The 22,917-nt window shown below is 60.5% G+C and carries 23 protein-coding genes; 14 read left to right on the top strand and 9 right to left on the bottom strand.

Annotation, left to right across the window (positions count from 1 at the left end; translation table 11 throughout):
- Positions 1 to 217 precede the first annotated feature (217 nt).
- Positions 218 to 1,258, top strand: a complete 1,041-nt coding sequence (locus VLA07_RS17625; protein WP_027612022.1) for an Ldh family oxidoreductase — start codon at positions 218 to 220, stop codon at positions 1,256 to 1,258.
- Positions 1,259 to 1,425: 167 nt separating this feature from the next.
- On the opposite strand, the gene VLA07_RS17620 is transcribed toward VLA07_RS17625, so the two are convergent.
- Entirely contained in the window at positions 1,426 to 1,743 is a 318-nt protein-coding gene (locus tag VLA07_RS17620; RefSeq protein WP_007961870.1) for a DUF883 family protein, read from the bottom strand.
- Between the two features lie 153 nt (positions 1,744 to 1,896).
- Here VLA07_RS17620 and VLA07_RS17615 point away from each other — a divergent pair, with 153 nt between their 5' ends.
- Positions 1,897 to 2,151 carry a hypothetical protein gene (locus VLA07_RS17615; RefSeq protein ID WP_003224595.1) on the top strand — a complete coding sequence of 85 codons (255 nt, stop codon included), beginning with the start codon at positions 1,897 to 1,899 and terminating at the stop codon, positions 2,149 to 2,151.
- 8 nt (positions 2,152 to 2,159) lie between these two features.
- Here the strand turns inward: VLA07_RS17615 and VLA07_RS17610 are convergent, their stop codons facing one another.
- The gene (locus VLA07_RS17610; protein WP_333989981.1) at positions 2,160 to 3,074 is read right to left on the bottom strand and encodes a LysR family transcriptional regulator; all 915 of its coding nucleotides are present in this window, start codon (positions 3,072 to 3,074) and stop codon (positions 2,160 to 2,162) included.
- An 84-nt stretch (positions 3,075 to 3,158) separates the two neighbouring features.
- Here VLA07_RS17610 and VLA07_RS17605 point away from each other — a divergent pair, with 84 nt between their 5' ends.
- Entirely contained in the window at positions 3,159 to 4,082 is a 924-nt protein-coding gene (locus VLA07_RS17605; RefSeq protein ID WP_097089638.1) for a carbon-nitrogen hydrolase family protein, read from the top strand.
- Between the two features lie 133 nt (positions 4,083 to 4,215).
- Here the strand turns inward: VLA07_RS17605 and VLA07_RS17600 are convergent, their stop codons facing one another.
- The 3 genes from VLA07_RS17600 to VLA07_RS17590 form a co-directional block, all read right to left on the bottom strand.
- Complete coding sequence (locus VLA07_RS17600; RefSeq protein ID WP_007966053.1) at positions 4,216 to 4,689, bottom strand: LEA type 2 family protein; 474 nt, start codon at positions 4,687 to 4,689, stop codon at positions 4,216 to 4,218.
- 65 nt (positions 4,690 to 4,754) lie between these two features.
- Entirely contained in the window at positions 4,755 to 6,221 is a 1,467-nt protein-coding gene (locus VLA07_RS17595) for a nucleobase:cation symporter-2 family protein (protein ID WP_027612018.1), read from the bottom strand.
- Between the two features lie 272 nt (positions 6,222 to 6,493).
- Positions 6,494 to 7,387 (bottom strand): LysR family transcriptional regulator, encoded by an 894-nt coding sequence (locus VLA07_RS17590; RefSeq protein WP_333989977.1) that lies wholly within the window; start codon positions 7,385 to 7,387, stop codon positions 6,494 to 6,496.
- A 99-nt stretch (positions 7,388 to 7,486) separates the two neighbouring features.
- Between VLA07_RS17590 and VLA07_RS17585 the strand changes: the two genes are divergently transcribed.
- The 5 genes from VLA07_RS17585 to VLA07_RS17565 all read left to right on the top strand — a co-directional run bounded on the left by VLA07_RS17585 (position 7,487) and on the right by VLA07_RS17565 (position 12,718).
- On the top strand, positions 7,487 to 8,578 hold the full coding sequence (locus VLA07_RS17585) for a polyamine ABC transporter substrate-binding protein (RefSeq protein WP_333989974.1): 1,092 nt from the start codon (positions 7,487 to 7,489) through the stop codon (positions 8,576 to 8,578).
- 16 nt (positions 8,579 to 8,594) lie between these two features.
- A complete protein-coding gene (gene speB, locus VLA07_RS17580; protein WP_333989972.1) occupies positions 8,595 to 9,554 on the top strand; it encodes an agmatinase in 960 nt (319 codons plus the stop codon).
- A gap of 840 nt (positions 9,555 to 10,394) precedes the next feature.
- Positions 10,395 to 11,513 carry a cell division protein ZapE gene (gene zapE / locus VLA07_RS17575; protein ID WP_333989970.1) on the top strand — a complete coding sequence of 373 codons (1,119 nt, stop codon included), beginning with the start codon at positions 10,395 to 10,397 and terminating at the stop codon, positions 11,511 to 11,513.
- Between the two features lie 17 nt (positions 11,514 to 11,530).
- Entirely contained in the window at positions 11,531 to 12,112 is a 582-nt protein-coding gene (locus VLA07_RS17570; RefSeq protein WP_098963951.1) for a DinB family protein, read from the top strand.
- Between the two features lie 108 nt (positions 12,113 to 12,220).
- Positions 12,221 to 12,718 carry a GNAT family N-acetyltransferase gene (locus VLA07_RS17565; RefSeq protein ID WP_098968408.1) on the top strand — a complete coding sequence of 166 codons (498 nt, stop codon included), beginning with the start codon at positions 12,221 to 12,223 and terminating at the stop codon, positions 12,716 to 12,718.
- A gap of 84 nt (positions 12,719 to 12,802) precedes the next feature.
- On the opposite strand, the gene VLA07_RS17560 is transcribed toward VLA07_RS17565, so the two are convergent.
- Both VLA07_RS17560 and VLA07_RS17555 read right to left on the bottom strand, forming a co-directional pair.
- On the bottom strand, positions 12,803 to 13,012 hold the full coding sequence (locus VLA07_RS17560; protein ID WP_097089648.1) for a hypothetical protein: 210 nt from the start codon (positions 13,010 to 13,012) through the stop codon (positions 12,803 to 12,805).
- A 204-nt stretch (positions 13,013 to 13,216) separates the two neighbouring features.
- Positions 13,217 to 15,463 carry a TonB-dependent siderophore receptor gene (locus tag VLA07_RS17555; protein ID WP_333989966.1) on the bottom strand — a complete coding sequence of 749 codons (2,247 nt, stop codon included), beginning with the start codon at positions 15,461 to 15,463 and terminating at the stop codon, positions 13,217 to 13,219.
- On the opposite strand from VLA07_RS17555, the gene VLA07_RS17550 reads away from it, so the two are divergent.
- Positions 15,450 to 15,620 carry a GPO family capsid scaffolding protein gene (locus tag VLA07_RS17550; RefSeq protein WP_143503118.1) on the top strand — a complete coding sequence of 57 codons (171 nt, stop codon included), beginning with the start codon at positions 15,450 to 15,452 and terminating at the stop codon, positions 15,618 to 15,620. The genes VLA07_RS17555 and VLA07_RS17550 overlap by 14 nt on opposite strands.
- A 40-nt stretch (positions 15,621 to 15,660) precedes the next feature.
- Positions 15,661 to 17,019 carry a glutathione-disulfide reductase gene (gene gorA, locus VLA07_RS17545; protein ID WP_333989963.1) on the top strand — a complete coding sequence of 453 codons (1,359 nt, stop codon included), beginning with the start codon at positions 15,661 to 15,663 and terminating at the stop codon, positions 17,017 to 17,019.
- Here the strand turns inward: gorA and VLA07_RS17540 are convergent.
- The gene (locus VLA07_RS17540; RefSeq protein WP_027612008.1) at positions 17,016 to 18,032 is read right to left on the bottom strand and encodes a DNA-binding protein; all 1,017 of its coding nucleotides are present in this window, start codon (positions 18,030 to 18,032) and stop codon (positions 17,016 to 17,018) included. The genes gorA and VLA07_RS17540 overlap by 4 nt on opposite strands.
- Before the next feature lie 177 nt (positions 18,033 to 18,209).
- Here VLA07_RS17540 and VLA07_RS17535 point away from each other — a divergent pair, with 177 nt between their 5' ends.
- The 3 genes from VLA07_RS17535 to ahpF all read left to right on the top strand — a co-directional run bounded on the left by VLA07_RS17535 (position 18,210) and on the right by ahpF (position 21,543).
- Positions 18,210 to 19,148, top strand: a complete 939-nt coding sequence (locus VLA07_RS17535; RefSeq protein WP_333989960.1) for a site-specific integrase — start codon at positions 18,210 to 18,212, stop codon at positions 19,146 to 19,148.
- Positions 19,149 to 19,284: 136 nt separating this feature from the next.
- Positions 19,285 to 19,848 carry an alkyl hydroperoxide reductase subunit C gene (ahpC, locus tag VLA07_RS17530; RefSeq protein ID WP_003224621.1) on the top strand — a complete coding sequence of 188 codons (564 nt, stop codon included), beginning with the start codon at positions 19,285 to 19,287 and terminating at the stop codon, positions 19,846 to 19,848.
- Positions 19,849 to 19,980: 132 nt separating this feature from the next.
- Positions 19,981 to 21,543 carry an alkyl hydroperoxide reductase subunit F gene (gene ahpF, locus VLA07_RS17525; RefSeq protein WP_027612006.1) on the top strand — a complete coding sequence of 521 codons (1,563 nt, stop codon included), beginning with the start codon at positions 19,981 to 19,983 and terminating at the stop codon, positions 21,541 to 21,543.
- 175 nt (positions 21,544 to 21,718) lie between these two features.
- Here the strand turns inward: ahpF and gloA are convergent, their stop codons facing one another.
- A complete protein-coding gene (gene gloA / locus VLA07_RS17520; protein WP_247267639.1) occupies positions 21,719 to 22,240 on the bottom strand; it encodes a lactoylglutathione lyase in 522 nt (173 codons plus the stop codon).
- A 139-nt stretch (positions 22,241 to 22,379) separates the two neighbouring features.
- Here gloA and VLA07_RS17515 point away from each other — a divergent pair, with 139 nt between their 5' ends.
- Complete coding sequence (locus VLA07_RS17515) at positions 22,380 to 22,898, top strand: DUF4946 domain-containing protein (RefSeq protein WP_027612004.1); 519 nt, start codon at positions 22,380 to 22,382, stop codon at positions 22,896 to 22,898.
- Positions 22,899 to 22,917: the final 19 nt, after the last annotated feature.

Below are 22,917 nucleotides of genomic sequence, written 5' to 3'. Positions count from 1 at the left end.
GGGCACCGTCCGGTGCACCGGTAAATTGAGACACGAGACTAAAGACCGGATCGATAACAGAGGTGGTACATAGTTACCGCACCAGCGGCAGCGCAATGTGCTAGCCGCGACAAGCCGGCACCACAACGGTTGACAGCACCCGTACCGGGCGTGGTTAATCGCTGGGCAAGCTGTTCGTACGCTGTTGTTCCCTCCAATAATTAGTCTGGAGCTTCAGATGTCTGCGCCACACGATTCCGTGTCTTCCCCCGTTGCGTCCACACTCTCGCTCGAAGCGCTGACGCAATTGCTTGAAAAGGTTTTCCTGCGCCACGGTACGTCGGCGTCCGTCGCCCGCACTCTGGCTGCCAACTGCGCCGGTGCCGAACGTGACGGTGCGCACAGTCATGGCGTGTTCCGTATCCCCGGATATGTTTCGACCCTCAATAGCGGTTGGGTCAATGGACAGGCTGTGCCGCAAGTCGAGGACGTAGCCTCGGGTTTCGTGCGAGTCGATGCCGGCAACGGTTTCGCCCAGCCCGCGCTGGCCGCTGCTCGTTCGTTGCTGGTGGAGAAGGCGCGCAACGCCGGGATCGCGGTGTTGGCGATTCGCAATTCCCATCACTTTGCGGCGCTGTGGCCGGACGTCGAGCCGTTTGCCGAAGAAGGGCTGGTGGCGCTCAGCGTGGTCAACAGCATGACCTGCGTGGTGCCGCATGGCGCCGATCGGCCGCTGTTCGGCACCAACCCGATTGCCTTTGCCGCGCCGCGGGCCGGTGGTGCGCCGATTGTTTTTGATCTGGCGACCAGCGCCATCGCTCACGGCGACGTGCAGATCGCGGCGCGCAAGGGCGAACGTCTGCCCGCCGGAATGGGCGTGGATGGTCTTGGGCAGGCGACGCAGGATCCGAAAGCCATTCTTGAGGGCGGCGCACTGTTGCCATTCGGCGGGCATAAAGGTTCGGCATTGTCGATGATGGTCGAGTTGCTGGCGGCGGCGTTGACGGGGGGCAATTTTTCCTTCGAGTTCGACTGGGCGAACCATCCCGGGGCCAAGACCCCGTGGACCGGACAACTGCTGATCGTCATCGACCCAAGCAAATCCGCCGGGCAAAGTTTTGCCGAGCGCAGCGAAGAACTGGTGCGGCAGATGCATGGGGTGGGATTGAAGCGCTTGCCGGGTGATCGTCGGCATTTGCAGCGCGCGCGGTCGCTGGCCGAGGGGATTGTGCTGGAGGAGCAGACGCTGGCGCAGTTGCGCGAATTGGCCGGGGAATAATTGGCATAGAACAAACGTGGCGAGGGAGCTTGCTCCCGCCGGGTCGCGAAGCGGCCCCCCGTTGTCTGCTTGAGAGCAGGGGTACTGCTGCGCAGTCCAGCGGGAGCAAGCTCCCTCGCCACAGGTTTACTGCCTGATCCCACAGAATGGGATCAGGCAAATGTCACTTAACGACGACCGAGCAGCAGGCCCACCACCAGACCGAAACCGGCGGAAATCGCTACGGTCTGCCATGGATGGCCGCCAATGTAGCTCTCGGTGGCCTCGACCGCCGGTTTGGTGCGCTCACGCACGCTCGAAACAGAATCCAGCGCCTGTTGCAGTTTCAGGGCGATTTGTCCGCGCAGGGTCTCGGCTTCTTCGCCCACCAGTGAGGCGCTGCTCTTGAGCAGTTTGTCGGACTCTTCGATCAAAGCCTGAAGTTCGCTGAATGCCTGATCCTTGATTTGGTCTTCGACGGCTTGCACGCGGGATTTGCGGGCCATTGGGTGACTCCTTGCAGATGGATGAACAGTGATCAATGGAGTGTGGCGCTGACTGAAAAGTTGCACTGATTTTAGGTGCGAAAGAAAAACCTGCGCGGGAGATTTCCCTCGAGCGTGTAAGATGTCGCCATTTTACGCAGCAGGTATTTCCCCATGAGTTTCAATCTGGCCGACAAATCCCTCGCCGAGCGCGCAGCGCTGGAAGACGAGAAATCCCGTCTGTTCGAACTCTGGCAGAACAATCTGGGCAAAGCCAAAGGCGAAGCCGCGCGGTTGTTCGGCGAACGCTCCAAGCGCAAGGGCAAATGGGCCGAGTGGGTGCGCGCCGAGCTGGATGGCATGTCCCCGCCGGAGTTCGCCAACATGGTGCGCAGTGAGGTCAATCGACTGATGGCAGCCAACAAGTAACACCCGCCTCAGTCCGCATTGAAACATCCGACAATCGCCTCACGCACCTTGATCACTACCGGATCGATCTGCGTGCTGGTGCGCCAGCCCAGTTCGATCGGGTAGCGCGGCAGCGCCAGCGGGCAGGGCAGCAATATCAGTCCGCTGAGCTCGGCAATGGCCTGAGCGGCATGGCGGGGGATGGTTGCCACCGCGCCGCTGCCCTTGAGCAGATGCGGCAGCGCGGCAAAGTGCGTGGTCGAGGCGCAGACCCGCCGGCTCAGACCCAGCGCCGCCAGCCCCTCATCGGTGATGCCGATAAAACCGCCCGAGGACACCAGAATGTGTTCGCGGGTGACAAACTCCGGCAAATCGATGCGCTGTTGGCCGGGCGCCAGACTGCCCGGATCGACCAGGCACGCATAATCCCCTTCACCCAACACCTGACGACTGAGCAGACGCTCGGCAAATCCACCGGCGGTGATCGCCAGGTCGATGCTGCGCTCCATCAGGGCGCGGGCAACGATCTGGCTGTGGGTCTGGCGGAAGATCAGCCGCAGTTTGGGCGCGCTGCGAGCAATGGCTTCGATCAGCCGCCGGCCGTAGGCAATTTCAAAATCATCCGACAGGCCAACGGTGACTGAACGGCCGTCATAGTGATGGGCCTCGGGGTCGACCATCGCCAGACTCTGCCGGCATTTGTTCAGTGCCTCGCTGACCACCGGTTTCAGTTGATTGGCCTTGAGTGTCGGCGCCAATCCGCGCCCGGTGCGTACGAACAATTGATCGCCATATACCTCACGCAATCGACGCAATGCTGCGCTGACCGCCGATTGCGTCACCCCCAGACGCAGCGCCGCACGGCTGGCGCTGGACTCCTCATGCAAGGCTTCGAAGACTTTCAGCAGGTTGAGGTCGACGGTTGCGATATTCATTTGGTTCATATCATTCAGCAGTGAGTCGGTCTTTATTCATGATCCCGCGCCGCCGCAGAATCGGCAACACTTGAACCCGATGGAGTGACCGCAATGCCCAAATCAATCGTCGCCGCCCTGCAGATCGGCGCCTTGCCCGGTGGCAAGGGTGAAACTCTGGAACAGATCCTGAGCTGGGAGGACGCGATCAGCGAGTCCGGCGCGGCACTGGTGGTGATGCCAGAAGCGTTGCTCGGTGGCTATCCGAAAGGTGAGGGCTTCGGCACGCAGTTGGGCTATCGCTTGCCCGAGGGGCGTGAGGCCTACGCCCGCTACTTCGCCAACGCCATTGACGTGCCGGGGGCAGAAACCGAGGCACTGGCCGGTTTGTCGGCGCGCACCGGGGCCAATCTGGTGATCGGCGTAATCGAGCGTGCCGGCAGCACGTTGTATTGCACGGCGCTGTATTTCGATCCGCAGGCGGGGCTGGTGGCCAAGCATCGCAAACTGATGCCGACCGGCACCGAACGGCTGATCTGGGGCAAGGGTGATGGCTCGACGCTGCCGGTGCTCGACACACAGGTCGGCAAACTTGGCGCGGTGGTGTGCTGGGAAAACATGATGCCGCTGCTGCGCACGGCGATGTACGCCAAAGGCATTGAAGTCTGGTGCGCGCCGACCGTGGACGAGCGCGAGATGTGGCAGGTCAGCATGCGTCACATCGCCCACGAGGGCCGTTGCTTTGTGGTCAGCGCCTGTCAGGTGCAGGCCTCGCCGAACGAGCTGGGCGTGGAAATTGCCAACTGGCCGGCGGATCGGCCGCTGATTGCCGGCGGCAGTGTGATTGTCGGGCCGATGGGCGATGTGTTGGCGGGGCCGTTGCGTGGCGAGGCCGGGTTGCTGACGGCTGAGATCGATACTGATGAGCTGGTGCGGGCGCGGTACGACTATGACGTGGTCGGCCACTATGCGCGGCCGGATGTGTTTGAGCTGAGTGTCGATGAGCGGGCCAAACCCGGCGTACGCTTCACCGCATAACCTCAGGACTGACACATAACCTGTAGGAGTGAGCCTGCTCGCGATGGCGTCTGATCAGCCAACCCCTTTATTGACTGACGTGACGCTATCGCGAGCAGGCTCACTCCTACAGGAGACTTGTGTGTTTAGTGGGTTACCACGTCGCAGCAGTGGCCTTCGGCAAACTCAGCTTGCCGCTGTCGACAAATCGCATGGTGCCGAACACGCCGCCCGCGAGTTTGCCGCGCAGCACGTAGGGCAGGTTGTCGAGGGTTTGTGTCTGGCTCAGGCCGAGGGTCTGGCGCAGTACCGAGAACGCGGAAACGCTGACCGGCACGCTGACCACGGTTTCCGAGAAGCGCGGGATCGAGCCGACCTGATCGCTGACGCCCGAGGCCAGTGGACGGCCATTGACCTCCAGATCCAGGGCGATGCCGTTGTAATCGATGGCAGTCTCATTGGGGTTCTGCACCCGCAACTTGATCGCGAAACGCACTTCCAGATCCTGGCTCGGCAACGGTTCGAGGCCGACCACGTTGATGTTCACCGGATCGCGGTTGGGAAACAGCGCGCAGGCGCTCAGGGACAACAGCAGCAGGGACAGGATGACGGCGTGGACGCGGCGCATAAACAGTCTCTCAACGAAAAAGGGCTGAACCGTTGCCGGCTCAGCCCTTTTTTCATGGCGCAGCGTCAGCGGTTCAACTGTGCGACCGCCGCTGCCGTTGCAGGTTCAGCTTTGGCCGGCAGATCGGGGTTTTCCATGACCTGCAGAATCGACGCTTCCGGATCGAAATCGTCTTCTTCCAGCTCAATGAATTCTTCCGGCAGGAAGATATTCAGCACGATAGCGCACAACGCACCGACGGTGATCGGCGATTCGAAGATGTTACGCAGCGCTTGCGGCAACTCGCGCAGCACTTCCGGCACGGCGGCAATGCCCAGGCCCATGCCCACCGAGATCGCCACGATTAACATGTTGCGCCGATGCAGGCCGGCCTCGGCGAGGATCTTGATCCCGGCCACGGCCACGGTGCCGAACATCACCAGTTCAGCGCCGCCGAGCACCGGTTTAGGCATCAGTTGCAGCACCGCGCCGATCATCGGGAACAGCCCCAGCAGCACCAGCAGGCCGGCGATGAAAAACGCCACGTAGCGGCTGGCCACGCCAGTCAACTGGATCACGCCGTTATTCTGCGCGAACGTGACCATCGGCATGCTGTTGAACACCGCTGCCATCGCCGAGTTGAGGCCATCGGCGAGCAGACCGGATTTGATTCGGCGGATGTACAGCGGACCCTTGACCGGTTGCCGCGAGATCATCGAGTTGGCGGTCAGGTCACCGGCCGCTTCCAGCGGCGAAACCAGGAAGATCACCGCCACCGGCACGAACGCCACCCAGTCGAAATTGAAGCCGTACTTGAACGGCACCGGCACGCTGACCAGCGGCACTTCGGGCATCGAGGCGAAATCCACCGTGCCCATCAGCCAGGCGACCACGTAGCCGAGGGTCAGGCCGATGACGATCGCGCCCAGGCGCAGAAACGGCACGTCGACGCGGTTCAGCACAACGATAGTGCCGATCACCAGCGCGGCCAGAAACACATGGCTGGCGGCGCCCAGATCGGGTGCGCCGAAGCCGCCGGCAATGTCGGTCATCGCCACTTTGATCAGCGACAGGCCCATCAGGGTGATGATGGTGCCGGTGACCACCGGAGTGATCAGCATCCGCAGTTTGCCGATGAACTGGCTCAGCACCACTTCAATGAACGCGGCGAAAAAACACACGCCGAAAATCGTCGAGAGGATTTCATCGGTGCCGCCGCCCCGGGCCTTGACCATGAACCCGGCGCTGAGAATCACGCTGATAAAGGAAAAACTGGTGCCTTGCAGGCACAACAGACCGGAACCGACCGGGCCGAAACGCTTGGCTTGGACGAATGTGCCCAGGCCGGAGACGAACAGCGCCATGCTGATCAGGTACGGAATTTCACTTTGCAGACCGAGGGCGCCGCCCATGATCAGGGTCGGGGTGATGATGCCGACGAAGCTCGCGAGCACGTGTTGCAGCGCGGCGAAGACGGTTGCAGTCAGGTGCGGACGGTCGTTGAGGCCGTAGATCAGATCGTTGTTGCGCGGGACTTTTTCAGAGGCGGTCATGGTGTTTGCGCGCCGCGAGGCGGGGCCGGGTCAGAAAATGGAGGCGCAGGATGCCGGAAGAGGGCGGCGAGGGCAACGAGCAAAAATTGCCTGAAAGGTCAGGTTTTATTGGTGTTGGCGGTAATCCGCGCACCCTGCCACACATTGTTGTGGCGAGGGAGCTTGCTCCCGTTCGGCTGCGTAGCAGTCGTAAAACACTATTGACTGGATAATGCGGAGGGCTGCTTCGCACCCCAGCGGGAGCAAGCTCCCTCGCCACAAAAGCTTAGAAGTCATGTAAACGCGCTGAGCAAATCCTCTTCAAACGCCTTCTGCGCATCCCCCGGCACCTGAGCACGATGCCGGGCCAGATGAAACGCCACTTCGAAACTCAATGCCCCAGGCCGCAGCGCGCGTAGCAAGCCCTCGTCCTCCCAGACCCGCGCGTAGTGATCGGGCAGATAATCGACATGCTTGCCGGAAAGAATGAAGGCGAGGGTGCCTTCGACCTGCTCCGAACGCGCAGAAAAGCGCTTGTCCGGGAACGGCTCGCCCGTGCGCATGAATCGATACGGATGATCCACCCGGTCGCAGGCCTGCAACGCCGCGTCATCCGGCGCATCGACGCTGAACAGCGGATGCCCCTGCGCGCAATACAAATGCTGGGTTTCCCGGAACAGTTCGCGGTAATCGAACGCGCTCTGCACCTGGGAGAAATAACCAATGGCCAAGTCCAGCCGCTGTTGCAGCAGCAGGCGCTCCATCTCGCCGGGCATCGCGCTGATCAACTCGATGCGCACCGACTCATCGCGCTCGCGAAAGCGCCTGATCGCATCCGCCACCCGCAGCAGCACCGACTGATCAACCGCCTCGGACAATCCCAGCCGCACCTCACCGATCAACCGTCCGGCAACGCCGTTGGATTGATGCCGGAACGTCTCGATGGATTGGAACAGGGCGCGAATGGCGATCAGCAGTTGCTCACCCTTGGGCGTGACGTTGAAACCGCCTTTGCCGCGGCTGCACAGGCGATAGCCGAGACGGGTTTCCAGTTTGGCCATTTGCTGGCTGATGCTGGACTGGCTCAGGCCCAGCTCACCTTGCGCCGCGCTGAAGCCGCCACATTCCACGACTCGCACAAACAGGCGCAACAACTGCAAATCGATGTCGTGAAGCTGACCGAGCATTACATTACTCCGGGATAAAGTCAGGTTAACAAACTTGATATTTCTGCAATGTATCCGACGGCGCATCCTGCCACCACTTCCTCCGGTCAGGTGTTCGTCATGGCTCCCGTGTTCAAGCTGTGTTTTCCCGCGCTGTTGTTGTCCGTGGTCATCCAGGCACAGGCCGAGGATAAAACCCTCAATCTCTACAGCTGGGCCGATTACGTGCCGGCGCAGACGCTGCAGCGTTTCGAGCAGGAAACCGGTATTCATGTGCGCTACGACACCTTCGATACTTCCGAGGTGCTGGAAACCAAACTGCTGACCGGTGGCAGCGGTTATGACGTGGTGGTGCCGTCGTCCAGCGTGCTGGCCCGGGGTTTGGCAGCGGGCGCGTTGAAGGAAATCCCGCATCAAGGCCTCAAGGGCTACGCCAACCTTGATCCCGATCTGCTGGAAAAACTCGCCGCCGTCGATCCCGGCAATCGCTACGCCGTGCCTTATACCTGGGGCACACTCGGGTTGGGGCTGAACGTCGAGGCGGTGAAAAAGCGCTTGCCGAACGTGCCGCTGAACAGCCTCGATCTGCTGTTCAAACCCGAGTACGCCAGCAAGCTCAAGGACTGCGGGATTGCCGTGCTCGACTCGCCGCAGGAAGTCATCGGTCTGGCGCTGCATTACCTCGGCAAGGATCCCTACAGCACCGACAAGCATGATCTGGCCGCTGCCGAAGCCTTGTTGCAGAAACTCCAGCCGTCGGTGCTGTATGTCGCCACCGGCCGGCAGATCAACGATCTGGCCAATGGCAGTGTCTGTCTGGCGCTGACCTACAACGGCGACGTGAGCATGGCCGCCGATCAGGCGCATAAGGCCAACAAAGCCTACGAAGTCGCCTACCGGATTCCGCGCCAAGGCACGTTGATCTGGCAGGACAACCTGGCGATTCCCAAGGACGCGCCGAACCCGCAGGCGGCGCGGGCGTTCATCGAATTCATGCTGCGCCCCGAGTCGGTGGCCGAGCTGACCAATACGCTGTTTTTCGCCACCGCCAATCAGGCTGCAACGCCGCTGGTGGATGAGGCGGTGCGCAACGATCCGGACATCTATCCGCCCGCCGAAATGCGCGAACGCCTGTACGCCGACCGCAGCATGAGCCTCAAGGACATGCGTCAGCACACGCGTCTGTGGACCACTTTCCGTAGCCATCAATAACAAAAGGAGCACACCGATGGACGTGCCGATGCTCAATGACCAAGCCATGACCCGCGACAGCCTGTACGGCACGAGTGCCGAAAGCACCTACGCCGGGATCACCAGTTTCATGCGTCGTCGCTACAGCCGTGATTTGCGCGGCGTCGACGTGGCGGTCAGCGGGGTTCCGTTCGACACCGCCACCAGCAACCGCCCGGGCGCACGCTTCGGGCCAAGGGGGATTCGCGCCGCATCCACCGGGATCGCCTGGGAACGGCACTGGCCGTGGGCGTTCGACCCGTTCGATCATCTGGCGGTGATCGACTACGGCGATTGCGACTTCGATTACGGCTCGCCGCACACCATCCCGGAAACCATCGAGGCCCACGCCGAGCGTATTCTTGATGCCGGCAGCGCGATGCTGACGTTTGGCGGCGACCACTTCATCACCTATCCGCTGCTCAAGGCCCATGCGCGCAAACACGGCGCGCTGTCGCTGATTCACTTCGATGCGCACAGCGACACCTGGCCGGACGAGGGCGGCAAGCGCGTCGATCACGGCACCATGTTCTGGCACGCGGCCAGGGAAGGGCTGGTGGATCCGGCGCGTTCGGTGCAGATCGGGTTGCGCACCACCAATGACGACCATCAGGGCTTTGCCGTGCTCGACGCCCGCCAGGTGCATCGGCGTGGCTGCGAGGCGATTGTCGAGGCGATTCGCGCACGGGTCGGCGATCACCCGGTGTACCTGACGTTTGATATCGATTGCCTGGATCCGGCCTTTGCCCCGGGCACCGGCACTCCGGTGTGTGGCGGGCTGAGCACGGCGCAGGCGCTGGAAATCCTCGGCGGTTTGCGCGGGATCAATCTGGTGGGCATGGACGTGGTGGAAGTGGCGCCGGCTTATGACCATGCGGACGTGACGTCACTGGCAGCGGCAACCCTGGCGATGGAAATGCTCTGCCTCTACGCCGCCCGACACAAAGTTGACCTTTAAAACACCGCAAAGCCAATGCGGGAGTGGGCTTGCTCACGAAAGCGGTGTGTCATTCGACGGTGATGTTGGCTGACTTGACGCCTTCGCGAGCAAGCCCGCTCCCACAGGAGGTTGTATTCCAGGCAGTTGCTGCACGCTGTTTTGAGGTCGCGAGATATACAGTCGATCTTTGCCCCCCACAAAACCCATGTGGGAGTGGGCTTGCTCACGAAAGCGGTGTGTCATTCAACGATGCTGCTGGCTGGCCTGACGCCTTCGCGAGCAAGCCCGCTCCCACAGGAGGTTGTATTCCAGGCAGTTGCTGCACGCTGTTTTGAGGTCGCGAGATATACAGTCGATCTTTGCCCCCCACAAAACCCATGTGGGAGTGGGCTTGCTCACGAAAGCGGTGTGTCATTCAACGATGCTGCTGGCTGGCCTGACGCCTTCGCGAGCAAGCCCGCTCCCACAGGAGGTTGTATTCCAGGCAGTTGCTGCACGCTGTTTTGAGGTCGCGAGATATACAGTCGATCTTTGCCCCCCACAAAGCCAATGCGGGAGTGGGCTTGCTCACGAAAGCGGTGTGTCATTCGACGGTGCTGTTGGCTGGCCTGACGCCTTCGCGAGCAAGCCCGCTCCCACAGGAGGTTGTATTCCAGGCAGTTGCTGCACGCTGTTTTGAGGTCGCGAGATATACAGTCGATCTTTGCCCCCCCCACAGAACCCGTTTGGGAGTGGGCTTGCTCACGAAAGCGGTGTGTCATACAACGATGCTGCTGGCTGGCCTGACGCCTTCGCGAGCAAGCCCGCTCCCACAAAAGGGCGCCTGTTTTTCAGGGACATCGTGGCATACTGCCGCGCATGACTTTCGACTCTCCTTTAAGCGCCTGGCAACACGCGATCGAGCACAAGGGTTTCATCCAGGATGAAGCCCAGGAGCATGCGGTCTGGGCCTTGCAAAAATGCCATGAAGCCTTGCACGCCGGTGCCCGTTCGGTCACTGGCGTGTATTTGTGGGGCCCGGTCGGGCGCGGCAAGACCTGGTTGATGGATCAGTTCTATCAGAGCCTGCGGGTGCCGGCGCGACGGCAGCACTTTCATCATTTCATGGGCTGGGTGCACCAGCGCTCGTTCCAGCTCACTGGCATCGCCGATCCGTTGCGGGCGTTGGCCAAAGAGTTGGCGGCGGAAGTACGGGTGTTGTGCTTCGACGAACTGTTCGTCAACGACATCGGCGATGCGATCATTCTCGGGCGGCTGTTTCAGGTGATGTTCGACGAAGGCGTGGTGGTGGTCTGCACCTCCAACCTGCCGCCGGATGAACTGTACGCCGACGGCTTCAACCGTGATCGTTTTGTCCCGGCGATTGCCGCGATCAAGGCGCACATGCAAGTGGTGGCGGTGAACGGTGCCGAGGATCATCGCCTGCATCCGGGCGCGGGTCAGCAGCGCTATTTTGTCGCTGCGCCGGGACAGGGCAGTGCTCTGGAGCAGGTCTTCCAGTCACTCAACGCCGGGCAGCCCGCCAGCGCCGAGCCGGTGCCCGTCGGCCATCGTGTGCTGAACGTGGTGCAAGCCAGTGCGACGGTGCTCTGGTGCCGCTATGCCGATCTCTGCGAGCAACCATTTGCCGCGATGGATTTCATCGCACTGTGCGACAACTATCGGTCTATTCTGTTGAGCGACGTGCCGAACCTCAGCGCGCAGAAACGCGAAGGGCGCATCGCTCGCGGCACCGAGGATGGCTCGGCGCAGGTGGTGGCCGGTGACCGTGAGTTGCCGCAACTGTCGGTGCACGACGACGGCGTGCGTCGCTTCATTGCCTTGGTCGACGAGTGTTACGACCGTAAGGTGCCGCTGTACATTGAGGCCCAGGTACCGATGGAGGCGCTGTACACCGAGGGTTATCTGGAATTCCCGTTCCGGCGCACCCTCAGCCGTTTGCAGGAGATGCAGTTGCAGCGTTTTGCCGAATCCTGAGCGAAGAGGGCGCGAGTATGAGCCAACCGCTGTCGCATCATTTACTGACCATGGCCTACCAGAACGCGTGGGCCAATCATCGCCTCGGCAAAGCCTGGAATCAGCTCGACGCCACTGAGCTGGCGGCGCCGCGAACGAGCTTCTTTCCGAGTATCCGCCTCACCCTCAATCACATCCTGACGTGCGACTGGTTCTACGTCGATGCACTGGAACGCGAGTTGCGTGGTGACGAACCGCATCCTGATTGCTATGTGTTTTTCAACCATGACGAGCCGTTTACCGAGGCCGCAGCGCTGCGTGAAGAGCAGGCGCACGTCGATCGTCGACTGATCGCTTATTGCGAACAACTGCGCGATGCCGATCTGGGGCGGATCGTCACCATCGCCCGGGAAACGCCGCAGCATGACAGTCGCTTGCGTATGCTGTCGCACCTGTTCGAGCACCAGATTCATCATCGTGGGCAGGTGCACGCGATGCTCAGCGCGACCACGGTGAAACCGCCGCAACTGGATGAGTTCTTCTGCGCCGGCGAGAGCGGGTTGCGTGCTCAGGATTTTGCCGAGTTGGGCTGGACCGAAGAGCTGATCTGGGGGCGCTGAAGCCTGGAAATCAAAAGATCCGGTTGTGGCCCGCAACATCCTCGCGGTAAGGTCGAACAGCCTTTCAGGTGCGCACTTTGCACGCCGGGGCCATGATCGGGGATGGAAATGGATTCCGCAGAAATTCTTGTGCTGCAAGCCAGTTACACCAATCCACTGCACGCCGAAGCCATCGGCATCGTGCTCAATCATTACGCAGAAGATCCCATGGGCGGCGGCCATTCGCTTGACCCGGAACTGTTGCGTCGCGTGCCGGAAGAACTTGCGCGCAGGCCTCATGCGTTCAGTGTGCTGGCGTTCGTCGGTGGCGAGCCGGCAGGGCTGGTGAACTGCTTTGAAGGTTTCTCGACGTTTGCCTGCAAGCCGCTGGTCAATGTCCATGACGTGGCGGTCGTGAGCAAATTTCGCGGCCTCGGCTTGAGTCAGAAAATGCTGCGCAAGGTCGAGGAAATCTGCCGTCAGCGCGGTTGCTGCAAGATCACCCTGGAAGTGCTCGAAGGCAACGAGGTGGCACAGAACTCCTACCGCAAATTCGGCTTCGCCCCCGGCATGTTCGACCCGGAACATGGCCGTATGCTGTTCTGGATCAAGGATCTGCAGGCATAAAAAAAGGCGCCCCGGACAGGGCGCCCAACTGTCGTCTCCGAGGCCAGAGCGGAGCCATCGGAGGTCCATCGGTTGCTCGGTGAATCAGTCGCGATAAGACTCGGTGACTTGCGCGGTCTGATCGTTCGGAACCTTCAGTTCCGCTGCTTTGCTATCGGTCGGCTGTTCGCTTGGCGCGTGGTGGACCGGGAAGTTGTCGTAGTAATGCCGCATGCGTTCGGCGCCGCCCTCGGCAAAGGCGCTGGCGGAACCGAGGGCGAGTAGCCCGGCAAGAATGGCGGTGGTGGTTTTCATGGTGCCTCCTACTGAAAAACGTGGGAGCCGTTCGTCCATGAAGCAGATCTCGGGGCACAGTGTCCCGGCGGGGAATTAACTCGGGGTTAACAGCGGTGGCGACGGGATTTGGTGACGCATTGCGCGTCACCTCGAGAGTGGGGCCGCTTCGCGACCCATCGGGGATGAATCCCCTCACTACATGGGCTTGTTTGAGTGCGCCGGTCAGAGCTTCCAGTCCAGGCTCAAGGTCACCGTGCGCGGATCGCCCCAGTACACGCCGTTGTAGAAGCCGACGTTGTCGTAATACTTTTTGTCGAACAGGTTATCGACGTTCAGCGACGCCGACAGATGCCTGTCGAACTCATAGCGCGACATCAGCTTGACCACGGTGTAGGCCTCCTGGTTGATCCGCGCCGGTTCGGTGATGATCCGGCCGTTGGCGCCGCGCCCGACCGGGCGGTTGGCCGCGCCATAGACGTCGCTCTGCCAGTTCACCGCGCCACCCACGGTCAATGCGTGCCAGTTGCCCGGCAGGCGATAGGCCGTGGACAGCCGCAGCATGTTCAGTGGTTGAGCGGTGTTGCTGCGCTGTTTTTCGCCGTCGACGGAGTGGGTGTAGGTGTAGCCGGCGGTCATGTTCCAGCCGCTGAGAATTTCCCCGGACACTTCGGCCTCGAAGCCATTGACCTTGTTACCCTTGCCGCCGGACTTGAAAAACTCCTCGCCGCTCACCGGGTCCGGGGGTACCGAGTTGTCACGCTCGGCGACGTTGTCCTGTTTGCTCCAGAACACTGCCGTCGCCAGGTTCAGGCGTTCGTCGAGCAGGCTGCCTTTGAGCCCGACTTCATAGTTGCTGCCGATCACCGGGTCGAGGTAATTGCGGTTGCTGTCGCGCTTACTCTGCGGTTTGAAAATGTCGGTGTAGCTGGCGTAAACCGTGTACTCCGGCGTCAGGTCGTAAAGCAGGCCGGCGTAGGGCGTCCAGATATCATTCTGGCGTTGATGGGTGGCATCGGTGCTGGTCAGTTTTTGCTGCGCATCATAGTAGTAATCGGTGCTGGATTCGTCCCAACTGCCATAGCGGCTGCCGAGTACTGCATGCAGCTCATCGGTCAGGCTCAGACGTGTCGCGAGATAACCGGCTTTCTGCCGGGTGATGCCTCGCGCGCCCGGCAGGCTGGTAACGGTGTCGGCGAATTTGCCGATGTCACCCATGTACTTCCAGTCGCGGATCTTGCCGTAGTCGGCGGCTTGGGGACTGTTGAAGGAGTAGGGCGAAGTCGAGCGGTTTTCCGCCTCGCCGTAGCCGAACATCATCTCGTGTTCGCGGCCGAACAGCTGGTACGGCCCTGACAGGTTGAAGTCGTACACGCTCATTTTCTGTGTGCCGAGCATGTGCCCCATGTAGGCCGTCATGCCGCTGCGGTCGGTTTCAGGAAAACCGGCGCCGCCGTAATAGACCTTGCCGTCGGTATCACTTTCGCGGTGGGTGTAGGCGGCCTTCAGCTTCCAGCCATTACCCAATTGCTGGTCCAGGGTAACGAACGCGGTCTTGTCCTTCAGCGGCCAGGAACTCCAGGATGTCGCCATGTTGGTCGACCGTCCGAGGCCGGCCTTGCTGCCGTCGGCGTTCCAGTACGGCACGGTGCCCCAGGAGGTGCCCTGAACCTGCTTGTCCTGATAGTCGTAACCGACGGCAAGCACCGTGGAGTCGGTCAGATCAGCTTCGAGAATGCCGTAGCCGACCTCGCGCTGCAGCGCGTATTTGTCGCGGAACGACTGGCTGTCGCGATAGGCCAGCACCGTACGCCCGCGCAGCCGACCATCGAAGGCCAGCGGCCCGCCGACATCGACATAGCTGTAGTAGTTGTCGTAGCTGCCGCCACTGACCCCGGCCAGTGCCTGCCACTGGGCAGTCGGGCGCTTGCGCACCATGTTGATGGTGGCTGAAGGATCACCGGCGCCGGTGGTCAGCCCGGTGGCGCCGCGTACCACTTCGATGCGGTCGTAGATGATGGTGTCCGAGTCCGACTTCATGCGCCCGAAGGTGTTGAGCATCCCATCAATCTGGAAATTGTTGATCGGGTAACCCCGCGCCGAATAGCTGACCCGATCCGAGTCGTTGTGCTGCACGACGATGCCGGTGGTCTGGCGCATGGCTTCGGACAATGTACCGAGCTTGAAATCATCCATTTGCTGGCGCGTGACCACGGACACCGATTGCGGGGTTTCCTTGATCGACAGGTTCAGCCGCGTCGCGGTGCTCATCGCGCCAGTGGTGTAGGACTCGGTGTTTTCGGTATTAACGCCGAGACCTTCAGCGCTGACGCTGGTGGCGTCCAGTTCCAGCGCTTGGGCGGCGGATTGTGGCGCTGCTTCAGGATCGGTTTCAGCCAGCAGATCGGGACTCAACGCCATGCTGAACAAGCCGACAGTCAGGGTCATGGAACGGGTAATGGGCGCGAACATCGCAGCCGACTCCTTGTCTTCGAGGGAAAAAATCCATTGGTTCAAAGACGAGACGCAGCACGACGATTTAGTAACAAACAAGAAATATTATTATTTGGAGATATTTCCCGACTTCGCCGAGACGGGCGAAAAGCTGCTCACGGCGCTTGCCCAATAGACGGCGGCGGGTATGCTGTTGGCCTGCCGAGGAGATAGCAATGGCCTACGATTTTGACCTTTATGTGATTGGTGCCGGTTCCGGCGGTGTACGTGCAGCGCGCTTCGCCGCCGGTTTCGGCGCAAAAGTGGCGGTAGCCGAGAGCCGTTACTTGGGCGGTACCTGCGTCAACGTCGGCTGCGTGCCGAAGAAACTGCTGGTGTACGGCGCGCATTTCGCCGAAGACTTCGAACAGTCGTCCGGTTTCGGCTGGAGTCTGGGTGAAGCAAATTTCGACTGGGCGACCCTGATCGCCAACAAGGACCGCGAGATCAATCGCCTCAACGGCATTTATCGCAACCTGCTGGTCAACAGCGGTGTGACCTTGCACGAAGCTCACGCGAAGATCGTCGGCCCGCACGAGGTCGAGGTCAACGGTGAGCGCTTCACCGCGAAAAACATCCTGATTGCCACGGGTGGCTGGCCGCAGATTCCGGAGATTCCGGGGCACGAACACACGATCAGTTCCAATCAGGCGTTCTTCCTCAAAGAGCTGCCGAAGCGGGTGCTGGTGGTCGGTGGTGGTTACATCGCGGTCGAGTTCGCCGGGATTTTCCATGGCCTCGGCGCGAACACCACGCTGCTGTATCGCGGCGATCTGTTCCTGCGTGGTTTCGATGGCTCGGTGCGCAAGCATCTGCAGGAAGAACTGACCAAGCGCGGCATGGATCTGCAATTCAACGCCGACATCGCGCGCATCGACAAGCAGCCAGACGGCAGCCTGAAGGCGACCCTCAAGGATGGCCGCGTGCTGGAGGCCGATTGCGTGTTCTACGCCACGGGCCGGCGTCCGATGCTGGACAACCTGGGGCTGGAAAACACCGATGTGCAGCTCACCGACAAGGGCTTTATCAAGGTCGACGAGCAATACCAGACCAGCGAGCCGTCGATTCTGGCGCTGGGCGATGTGATCGGGCGGGTGCAATTGACGCCAGTTGCACTGGCCGAAGGCATGGCGGTGGCGCGGCGCTTGTTCAAGCCGGAGCAATATCGTCCGGTGGATTACAAGATGATCCCCACGGCAGTGTTCAGTCTGCCGAACATCGGCACTGTCGGCTTGACCGAAGAAGAGGCGCGGGAAGCGGGTCACGAGGTGGTGATTTACGAGAGCCGCTTCCGCCCGATGAAGCTGACCCTGACCGAATGTCAGGAGAAAACCCTGATGAAACTGGTGGTCGACGGCAAGACCGACAAAGTCCTCGGTTGCCACATGGTCGGCCCGGACGCGGGGGAGATCGTCCAGGGTCTGGCGATTGCGCTGAAGGCTGGCGCGACCAAGCGAGACTTCGACGACACGATCGGGGTGCACCCGACGGCCGCCGAAGAATTCGTCACCATGCGAACGCCGGTCGGCGCTTAAGCGTCCTTGGCTTTGGCTGTGTCTGGCGCTGCCGCAACGGTAGCCGCCAGACGCAAGCTGTCTTCGAGGCTGGCCTGAGTCTTGGTCAGTTCCTTCTCCAGTGACTGATTGAGCTGCCGCTGTTCGTCGGCATCCTGTTTCAGCGTCTGACTTTCCAGCAGGGCCACGCGCAGGCGTTCCTGGAGGAGGGTGCGTTCGTTGTCGACGCGAGTGGCTTGCTCCAGCAACTGATCCTGACGCTGGTTGCTGTGCTTGAGCTGATCCTGCATCAGGCTCAGTTCGCGCTGAGTTCCACGGTTTTCCGTGAGCAGGCGTTCGTTATCGCGATGCAACTGAGTGATCTCGTCCTGACGCACCAGTGCACTTTGTTGCGCCTGGCGCAATTCCATCTGCAACTGCTGCAGCTGTCCTTCGTGACGGGCCTGCTCCTGCTCGCGCTGCTCTTTAGTGGCGTTGCGGTAGTGCTCCAGAGCATCGCGGGCGTGCAGATGTTTCTCTTCCAGCGAGCGGATCTGCTCGTCCTTGTCCTGCAGGCGCAATTCGAAATCAGCCAGCGCCTGATTGAGTCCGGCGTTGCGGGTTTGCTCGGTCTGCAGCATCGAGCGGGTTTCTTTTAGCGCTTCGGATTCCTTGGCCAGCGCCGCGCCTTGAATGTCGTGCTGTTGTTCCAGTTGCTCAAGTGCCTGGCGCACCTGCTTGAGTTCCGCTTCCAGGGTTTCGCGCTGCTCTTCGAACTGCTCGCGCGCTAGTTCGATCGGCTCTTGCGCCTGTTCTTTCAGGCGCTGGGCGAGACGCGAGACCAGTGCGGTCAGTTCGTCATTGATCGGTTCCGCGGACGCTTCGACCGGTTGGCTGCCGTCATCCAGCTCTTTCAGATAGCGATGGATCGTGGTTTTCGAACCGGTGTTGCCCAGTTCGATGCGTACTGCATCGATGCTGGGGTGTTCGCCTCGGGCCAGAATCGCTGAGCGCGCGATCTGCACCACTGCTTTGTTAACGCCACCACGGGCCATTTTAACTCCTACCATTACGTACTGTGGTACATGCCACCAAAGTACGCAGTGTACCACGCTGAAAATAAAGTTAAATGCTTGATTAATCACAGGCGGGATATACTGGTATTACCCAATGTCAGACCCCTGAATCGGTTTTTTCATCCAGCAATCAGTACGCCTGCGAGAACACTGCCCATGAGCGAGATCGATCGCTATCTGCAAGCCGCCACCCGTGACAACACCCGCCGCAGCTATCGTTCTGCGATCGAGCATTTCGAAGTGAGGTGGGGCGGCTTCCTGCCAGCGACCGCCGACAGCGTGGCGCGGTATCTGGTCGAGCATGCCGGGGTGCTGTCGATCAACACACTGAAACTGCGGCTGTCAGCGCTGGCGCAGTGGCACAACAGTCAGGGTTTTGCCGATCCGACCAAGGCGCCGGTGGTGCGCAAAGTGTTCAAAGGCATTCGCGCACTGCATCCGGCGCAGGAAAAACAGGCCGAACCGTTGCAATTGCACGATCTGCAGCAAGTGGTCGACTGGCTGGAGCAGGAAGCCAGTAGCGCCAGGCAGAATCAGGATCGTCCGCAGTTGCTCAAGGCCTATCGCGATCGGGCGCTGATTCTGCTGGGCTTCTGGAGGGGCTTCCGCAGTGACGAGTTGTGCCGTCTGCAGATCGAGCACGTGCAGGCGCACGCCGGCAGCGGCATCACCCTCTACCTGCCGCGCAGCAAGGGCGACCGCGACAACCTCGGGCAGACGTATCAGGCGCCGGCGCTGCTCAAGCTGTGCCCGGTGCAGGCTTATATCGACTGGATCACCGAGGCAGCGCTGGTACGCGGCCCGGTGTTTCGCGGCGTTGACCGCTGGGGGCATCTGAGCGAGGAGGGCTTGCACGCCAACAGCATCATTCCGCTGTTGCGTCAGGCGCTCGAGCGCGCCGGCATCCCGGCCGAGCGTTACACTAGCCATTCCCTGCGCCGCGGCTTTGCCACGTGGGCGCATCAAAGCGGCTGGGATCTGAAATCGCTCATGAGTTACGTCGGCTGGAAGGATATGAAGTCAGCCATGCGCTATGTTGAAGCCAGCCCCTTTCACGGGATGGCCCGGATTACGGATAAATCGGCTTCGTCGTAGATATGGTTTTCTTCTATTAATACAGTCCGCTAATAGCGAAAACAAATCAGCAGCATCAGGTTTGCCAATGAGCCATCCGTCGAGTGAGTGGGTAGGATTCACCCATCGAATTCACAACCCTGACGGAGAGTCATCAATGCCTATCATCAACAGCCAAGTAAAACCGTTCAAAGCTACCGCATTCAAAAACGGCGACTTCGTACAAGTCTCGGACGCTGACCTGAAAGGCAAATGGTCCGTAGTGTTCTTCTACCCAGCCGACTTCACCTTCGTGTGCCCAACCGAGCTGGAAGACCTGGCCGACAACTACGCTGCGTTCCAGAAACTGGGCGTGGAAATCTACAGCGTTTCGACCGACACCCACTTTGCTCACGCTGCCTGGCACAACACCTCGCCAGCCATCGGCAAAATCGAATACACCATGATCGGCGACCCGACCCACGTCATCTCCCGCAACTTCGACGTGCTGATCGAAGAAGCTGGCCTGGCTGACCGTGGCACCTTCGTGATCAACCCTGAAGGCCAGATCAAAATCGTTGAACTGAACGATGGCGGCGTTGGCCGTGACGCTTCCGAGCTGCTGCGCAAGATCAAGGCTGCTCAGTACGTTGCTGCTCACCCAGGCGAAGTTTGCCCAGCCAAATGGAAAGAAGGCGAGGCCACTCTGGCTCCGTCCCTGGACCTGGTCGGCAAGATCTGAGTCTGTGAGACACGCAACACAGGGCGGGATTCCGCACCTACTTCAGTAAGCTGCACCGCCCATTGAAAAAGCCCGGGCGAGATTCGCTCGGGCTTTTTTTCGCCTCGAATAAAGACACAGGAGATCGCCCGTATGTTGGACGCCAATCTTAAAGCCCAGTTGAAATCGTACCTGGAACGGGTTACCCAGCCGATCGAGATCGTTGCTTCCCTCGACGACGGTGCGAAATCCCGGGAAATGCTTGACCTGCTGAAAGACGTTGCCAGTCTTTCGAGCCAAATTACTCTGATCGACAGCGGCACCGATGCCCGCAAGCCGTCGTTCTCGATCAATCGCCCGGGTGCCGACATCAGCCTGCGTTTCGCCGGCATCCCGATGGGCCATGAATTCACCTCGCTGGTGCTGGCCCTGTTGCAAGTCGGCGGCCACCCATCGAAAGCCAGTGCCGAAGTGATCGAACAGATCCGCTCGCTCAAGGGTGAGTTCAGTTTCGAAACCTACTTCTCGCTGTCGTGCCAGAACTGCCCGGACGTGGTCCAGGCGTTGAACCTGATGGCCGTGCTGAACCCGAACATCCGTCACGTCGCCATCGACGGCGCGCTGTTCCAGGACGAAGTCAACGATCGCAAGATCATGGCGGTGCCGAGCATCTACCTCAATGGTGAAAACTTCGGTCAGGGTCGCATGGGCCTGGAAGAAATCCTCGCCAAACTCGATACCGGCGCCATCGAGCGTCAGGCCGAGAAAATCAGCGCCAAACAAGCCTTTGATGTGCTCGTAGTAGGAGGTGGCCCGGCCGGTGCGTCGGCCGCGATCTATGCCGCCCGTAAAGGCATCCGCACCGGTGTTGCGGCTGAGCGCTTCGGCGGTCAGGTGCTCGACACCATGGCCATCGAGAACTTCATTTCCGTGCAGGAAACCGAAGGCCCGAAACTGGCCACGGCGCTGGAAGAACACGTCAAGCAGTACGACGTCGACATCATGAACCTGCAACGCGCCGACAAGCTGATTCCCGGCAAGAACGGCGAGCTGCACGAAGTCCACTTTGCCAGCGGTGCAACCCTGAAAGCCAAGAGCGTGATCCTGGCGACCGGTGCGCGCTGGCGTGAAATGAACGTGCCGGGCGAGCAGGAATACCGTAACAAGGGCGTGGCGTACTGCCCGCACTGCGACGGCCCGCTGTTCAAAGGCAAGCGTGTGGCGGTGATCGGCGGCGGTAACTCCGGCGTCGAAGCTGCCATCGACCTGGCCGGTATCGTTGCTCACGTCACGCTGCTGGAGTTCGACGTGCAACTGCGTGCCGACGCGGTACTGCAACGCAAACTGCACAGCCTGCCGAACGTCACCGTGATCACCAGTGCGCAAACCACTGAAGTCACCGGTAATGGCGAGAAGGTCAACGGCTTGCGTTACAAGGATCGCAATACTGACGAACTGCGCAGCGTCGAGCTGGAAGGGATTTTCGTACAGATCGGTCTGCTGCCGAACACCGACTGGCTCAAAGGCACCATCGAGCTGTCGCCGCGTGGTGAAATCATCGTCGACAACCGTGGCGAGACCTCGATCCCGGGGATCTTCGCAGCCGGCGACGTGACCACTGTGCCGTACAAGCAGATCGTGATTGCGGTGGGCGAGGGTGCCAAGGCTTCCCTCAGCGCGTTCGATCACTTGATCCGTACTTCCGCGCCGGCGTAAAACGGCAGTCGCTGAAACGAAAAAACCCATGAGCGATCATGGGTTTTTTATGCCTGACACAATCCAATTGTAGGAGTGAGCCTGCTCGCGATGGCGGCTGCACATTCAAAACATCATGGCCTGACACACCGCTATCGCGAGCAGGCTCACTCCTACAGGAGAAATTTGCAGTCAGTTACAGCGGCGCAGGCTGAATGATTTCAACCCAGTAGCCATCCGGGTCCTTGATGAACGCCAGGCTTTTCATACGGCCATCAGTCAGGCGCTTCTGGAAATCACAGCCCAGCTCTTCAAAACGTGCGCACGCGGCAACGATGTCTGGCACCGAGATGCAGATGTGGCCGAAACCGCGTGGGTCGGTGTTGCCATTGTGATAGGCGAAGTCGGCGTCGTTTTCGGTGCCGTGGTTGTGGGTCAGTTCCAGAATGCCGGGGATCGCCTTCATCCATTCGGTGCGGGCGGCGGCGTCGGCCGGGATCTGCGCCTTGTCGACCAGCGCGAGGAAGTACAGGCTGAATTCGGCTTCCGGGAAATCACGCTTTTCAACCAGCGAGAAGCCCAATACGCGGGTGTAGAAGTCCAGCGACTTGGTGATGTCCTTCACACGCAGCATGGTGTGGTTGAAGACGAAGTTACGGGTTGCGCTGTCTGGAGTGGCGGTGACGCCGGGGAAAGTGTTCAGTTCGTGCAGGCTCATAGGGCCTCCGTAACAATGGGGCGAGTGAATGGGCGCAATGATACGCATGCGGGGCGGCATCGCCAAACCGAATGCGCGGCTTGCTCTGTGGGCGGCCGGGCCTCAGACTTTGCTGCTCAATCTGCGAGTGCCTCTGGTAATGATCCGACCGTTCAAAGCGCTGTTCGTTTGCCTTTTCTCATCGCTGCTTGCCGTTCCGGCGTTGGCGGATCAGCCCAGTATCACCTGGCCTGCAGGCTGGGAAGTAGAGGCGCTGCCTGATCAAGCCCCTCAGGTTTCGCGCCAGCGCGCGGTGAAAAACGATGCTGACGGCAATCAGGTGATGGTGATGGAGTTGACCATGAGCCAGGTTGAGGCAGGCCATCAGGTCAATGTGCAGGGTGTCCTGCTGGAAATGCGCAAATCTATTCAGAAAGACTTCTTCCAGGGTGGCTATCAAAGCGTTTGCAACAAGATACATCCGGCAAAACTCGCCGCTCTGGATGCACTGGAGACCACCTGCACGATCACCGAAAACGGCCGTCATGTGTTGTCGCAAACATTGGTTGCTGCGGTCGCGACGGATAAGGCTTATGTACTTTCTTACGCGGGTCAGGCTGAGGTTTATAAGGCGAGCGCCGAGGAAATAGTCGCAGTGAGAAACAGCTTGAAACTTTAAGCGTCTGTTTGCACCGCGA

Origin of the sequence: Pseudomonas sp. S3(2024), assembly GCF_036861315.1 — a bacterium.
In the GTDB taxonomy this organism is placed as follows: Bacteria; Pseudomonadota; Gammaproteobacteria; order Pseudomonadales; family Pseudomonadaceae; genus Aquipseudomonas; species Aquipseudomonas putida_A.
Note: the sequence above shows the minus strand (reverse complement) of the source record. Positions and strands in the feature narration are given on the sequence as shown.

What these genes read in the sequence shown, in the direction of transcription:
- VLA07_RS17625 (WP_027612022.1), top strand. Translation starts at nt 218, where the DNA reads ATGTCTGCGCCACACGATTCCGTGTCTTCCCCCGTTGCGTCCACACTC.
- VLA07_RS17620 (WP_007961870.1), bottom strand. Translation starts at nt 1,743, where the DNA reads ATGGCCCGCAAATCCCGCGTGCAAGCCGTCGAAGACCAAATCAAGGAT.
- VLA07_RS17615 (WP_003224595.1), top strand. Translation starts at nt 1,897, where the DNA reads ATGAGTTTCAATCTGGCCGACAAATCCCTCGCCGAGCGCGCAGCGCTG.
- VLA07_RS17610 (WP_333989981.1), bottom strand. Translation starts at nt 3,074, where the DNA reads ATGAACCAAATGAATATCGCAACCGTCGACCTCAACCTGCTGAAAGTC.
- VLA07_RS17605 (WP_097089638.1), top strand. Translation starts at nt 3,159, where the DNA reads ATGCCCAAATCAATCGTCGCCGCCCTGCAGATCGGCGCCTTGCCCGGT.
- VLA07_RS17600 (WP_007966053.1), bottom strand. Translation starts at nt 4,689, where the DNA reads ATGCGCCGCGTCCACGCCGTCATCCTGTCCCTGCTGCTGTTGTCCCTG.
- VLA07_RS17595 (WP_027612018.1), bottom strand. Translation starts at nt 6,221, where the DNA reads ATGACCGCCTCTGAAAAAGTCCCGCGCAACAACGATCTGATCTACGGC.
- VLA07_RS17590 (WP_333989977.1), bottom strand. Translation starts at nt 7,387, where the DNA reads ATGCTCGGTCAGCTTCACGACATCGATTTGCAGTTGTTGCGCCTGTTT.
- VLA07_RS17585 (WP_333989974.1), top strand. Translation starts at nt 7,487, where the DNA reads ATGGCTCCCGTGTTCAAGCTGTGTTTTCCCGCGCTGTTGTTGTCCGTG.
- speB (WP_333989972.1), top strand. Translation starts at nt 8,595, where the DNA reads ATGGACGTGCCGATGCTCAATGACCAAGCCATGACCCGCGACAGCCTG.
- zapE (WP_333989970.1), top strand. Translation starts at nt 10,395, where the DNA reads ATGACTTTCGACTCTCCTTTAAGCGCCTGGCAACACGCGATCGAGCAC.
- VLA07_RS17570 (WP_098963951.1), top strand. Translation starts at nt 11,531, where the DNA reads ATGAGCCAACCGCTGTCGCATCATTTACTGACCATGGCCTACCAGAAC.
- VLA07_RS17565 (WP_098968408.1), top strand. Translation starts at nt 12,221, where the DNA reads ATGGATTCCGCAGAAATTCTTGTGCTGCAAGCCAGTTACACCAATCCA.
- VLA07_RS17560 (WP_097089648.1), bottom strand. Translation starts at nt 13,012, where the DNA reads ATGAAAACCACCACCGCCATTCTTGCCGGGCTACTCGCCCTCGGTTCC.
- VLA07_RS17550 (WP_143503118.1), top strand. Translation starts at nt 15,450, where the DNA reads ATGGGCGCGAACATCGCAGCCGACTCCTTGTCTTCGAGGGAAAAAATC.
- VLA07_RS17555 (WP_333989966.1), bottom strand. Translation starts at nt 15,463, where the DNA reads ATGTTCGCGCCCATTACCCGTTCCATGACCCTGACTGTCGGCTTGTTC.
- gorA (WP_333989963.1), top strand. Translation starts at nt 15,661, where the DNA reads ATGGCCTACGATTTTGACCTTTATGTGATTGGTGCCGGTTCCGGCGGT.
- VLA07_RS17540 (WP_027612008.1), bottom strand. Translation starts at nt 18,032, where the DNA reads ATGGCCCGTGGTGGCGTTAACAAAGCAGTGGTGCAGATCGCGCGCTCA.
- VLA07_RS17535 (WP_333989960.1), top strand. Translation starts at nt 18,210, where the DNA reads ATGAGCGAGATCGATCGCTATCTGCAAGCCGCCACCCGTGACAACACC.
- ahpC (WP_003224621.1), top strand. Translation starts at nt 19,285, where the DNA reads ATGCCTATCATCAACAGCCAAGTAAAACCGTTCAAAGCTACCGCATTC.
- ahpF (WP_027612006.1), top strand. Translation starts at nt 19,981, where the DNA reads ATGTTGGACGCCAATCTTAAAGCCCAGTTGAAATCGTACCTGGAACGG.
- gloA (WP_247267639.1), bottom strand. Translation starts at nt 22,240, where the DNA reads ATGAGCCTGCACGAACTGAACACTTTCCCCGGCGTCACCGCCACTCCA.
- VLA07_RS17515 (WP_027612004.1), top strand. Translation starts at nt 22,380, where the DNA reads ATGATCCGACCGTTCAAAGCGCTGTTCGTTTGCCTTTTCTCATCGCTG.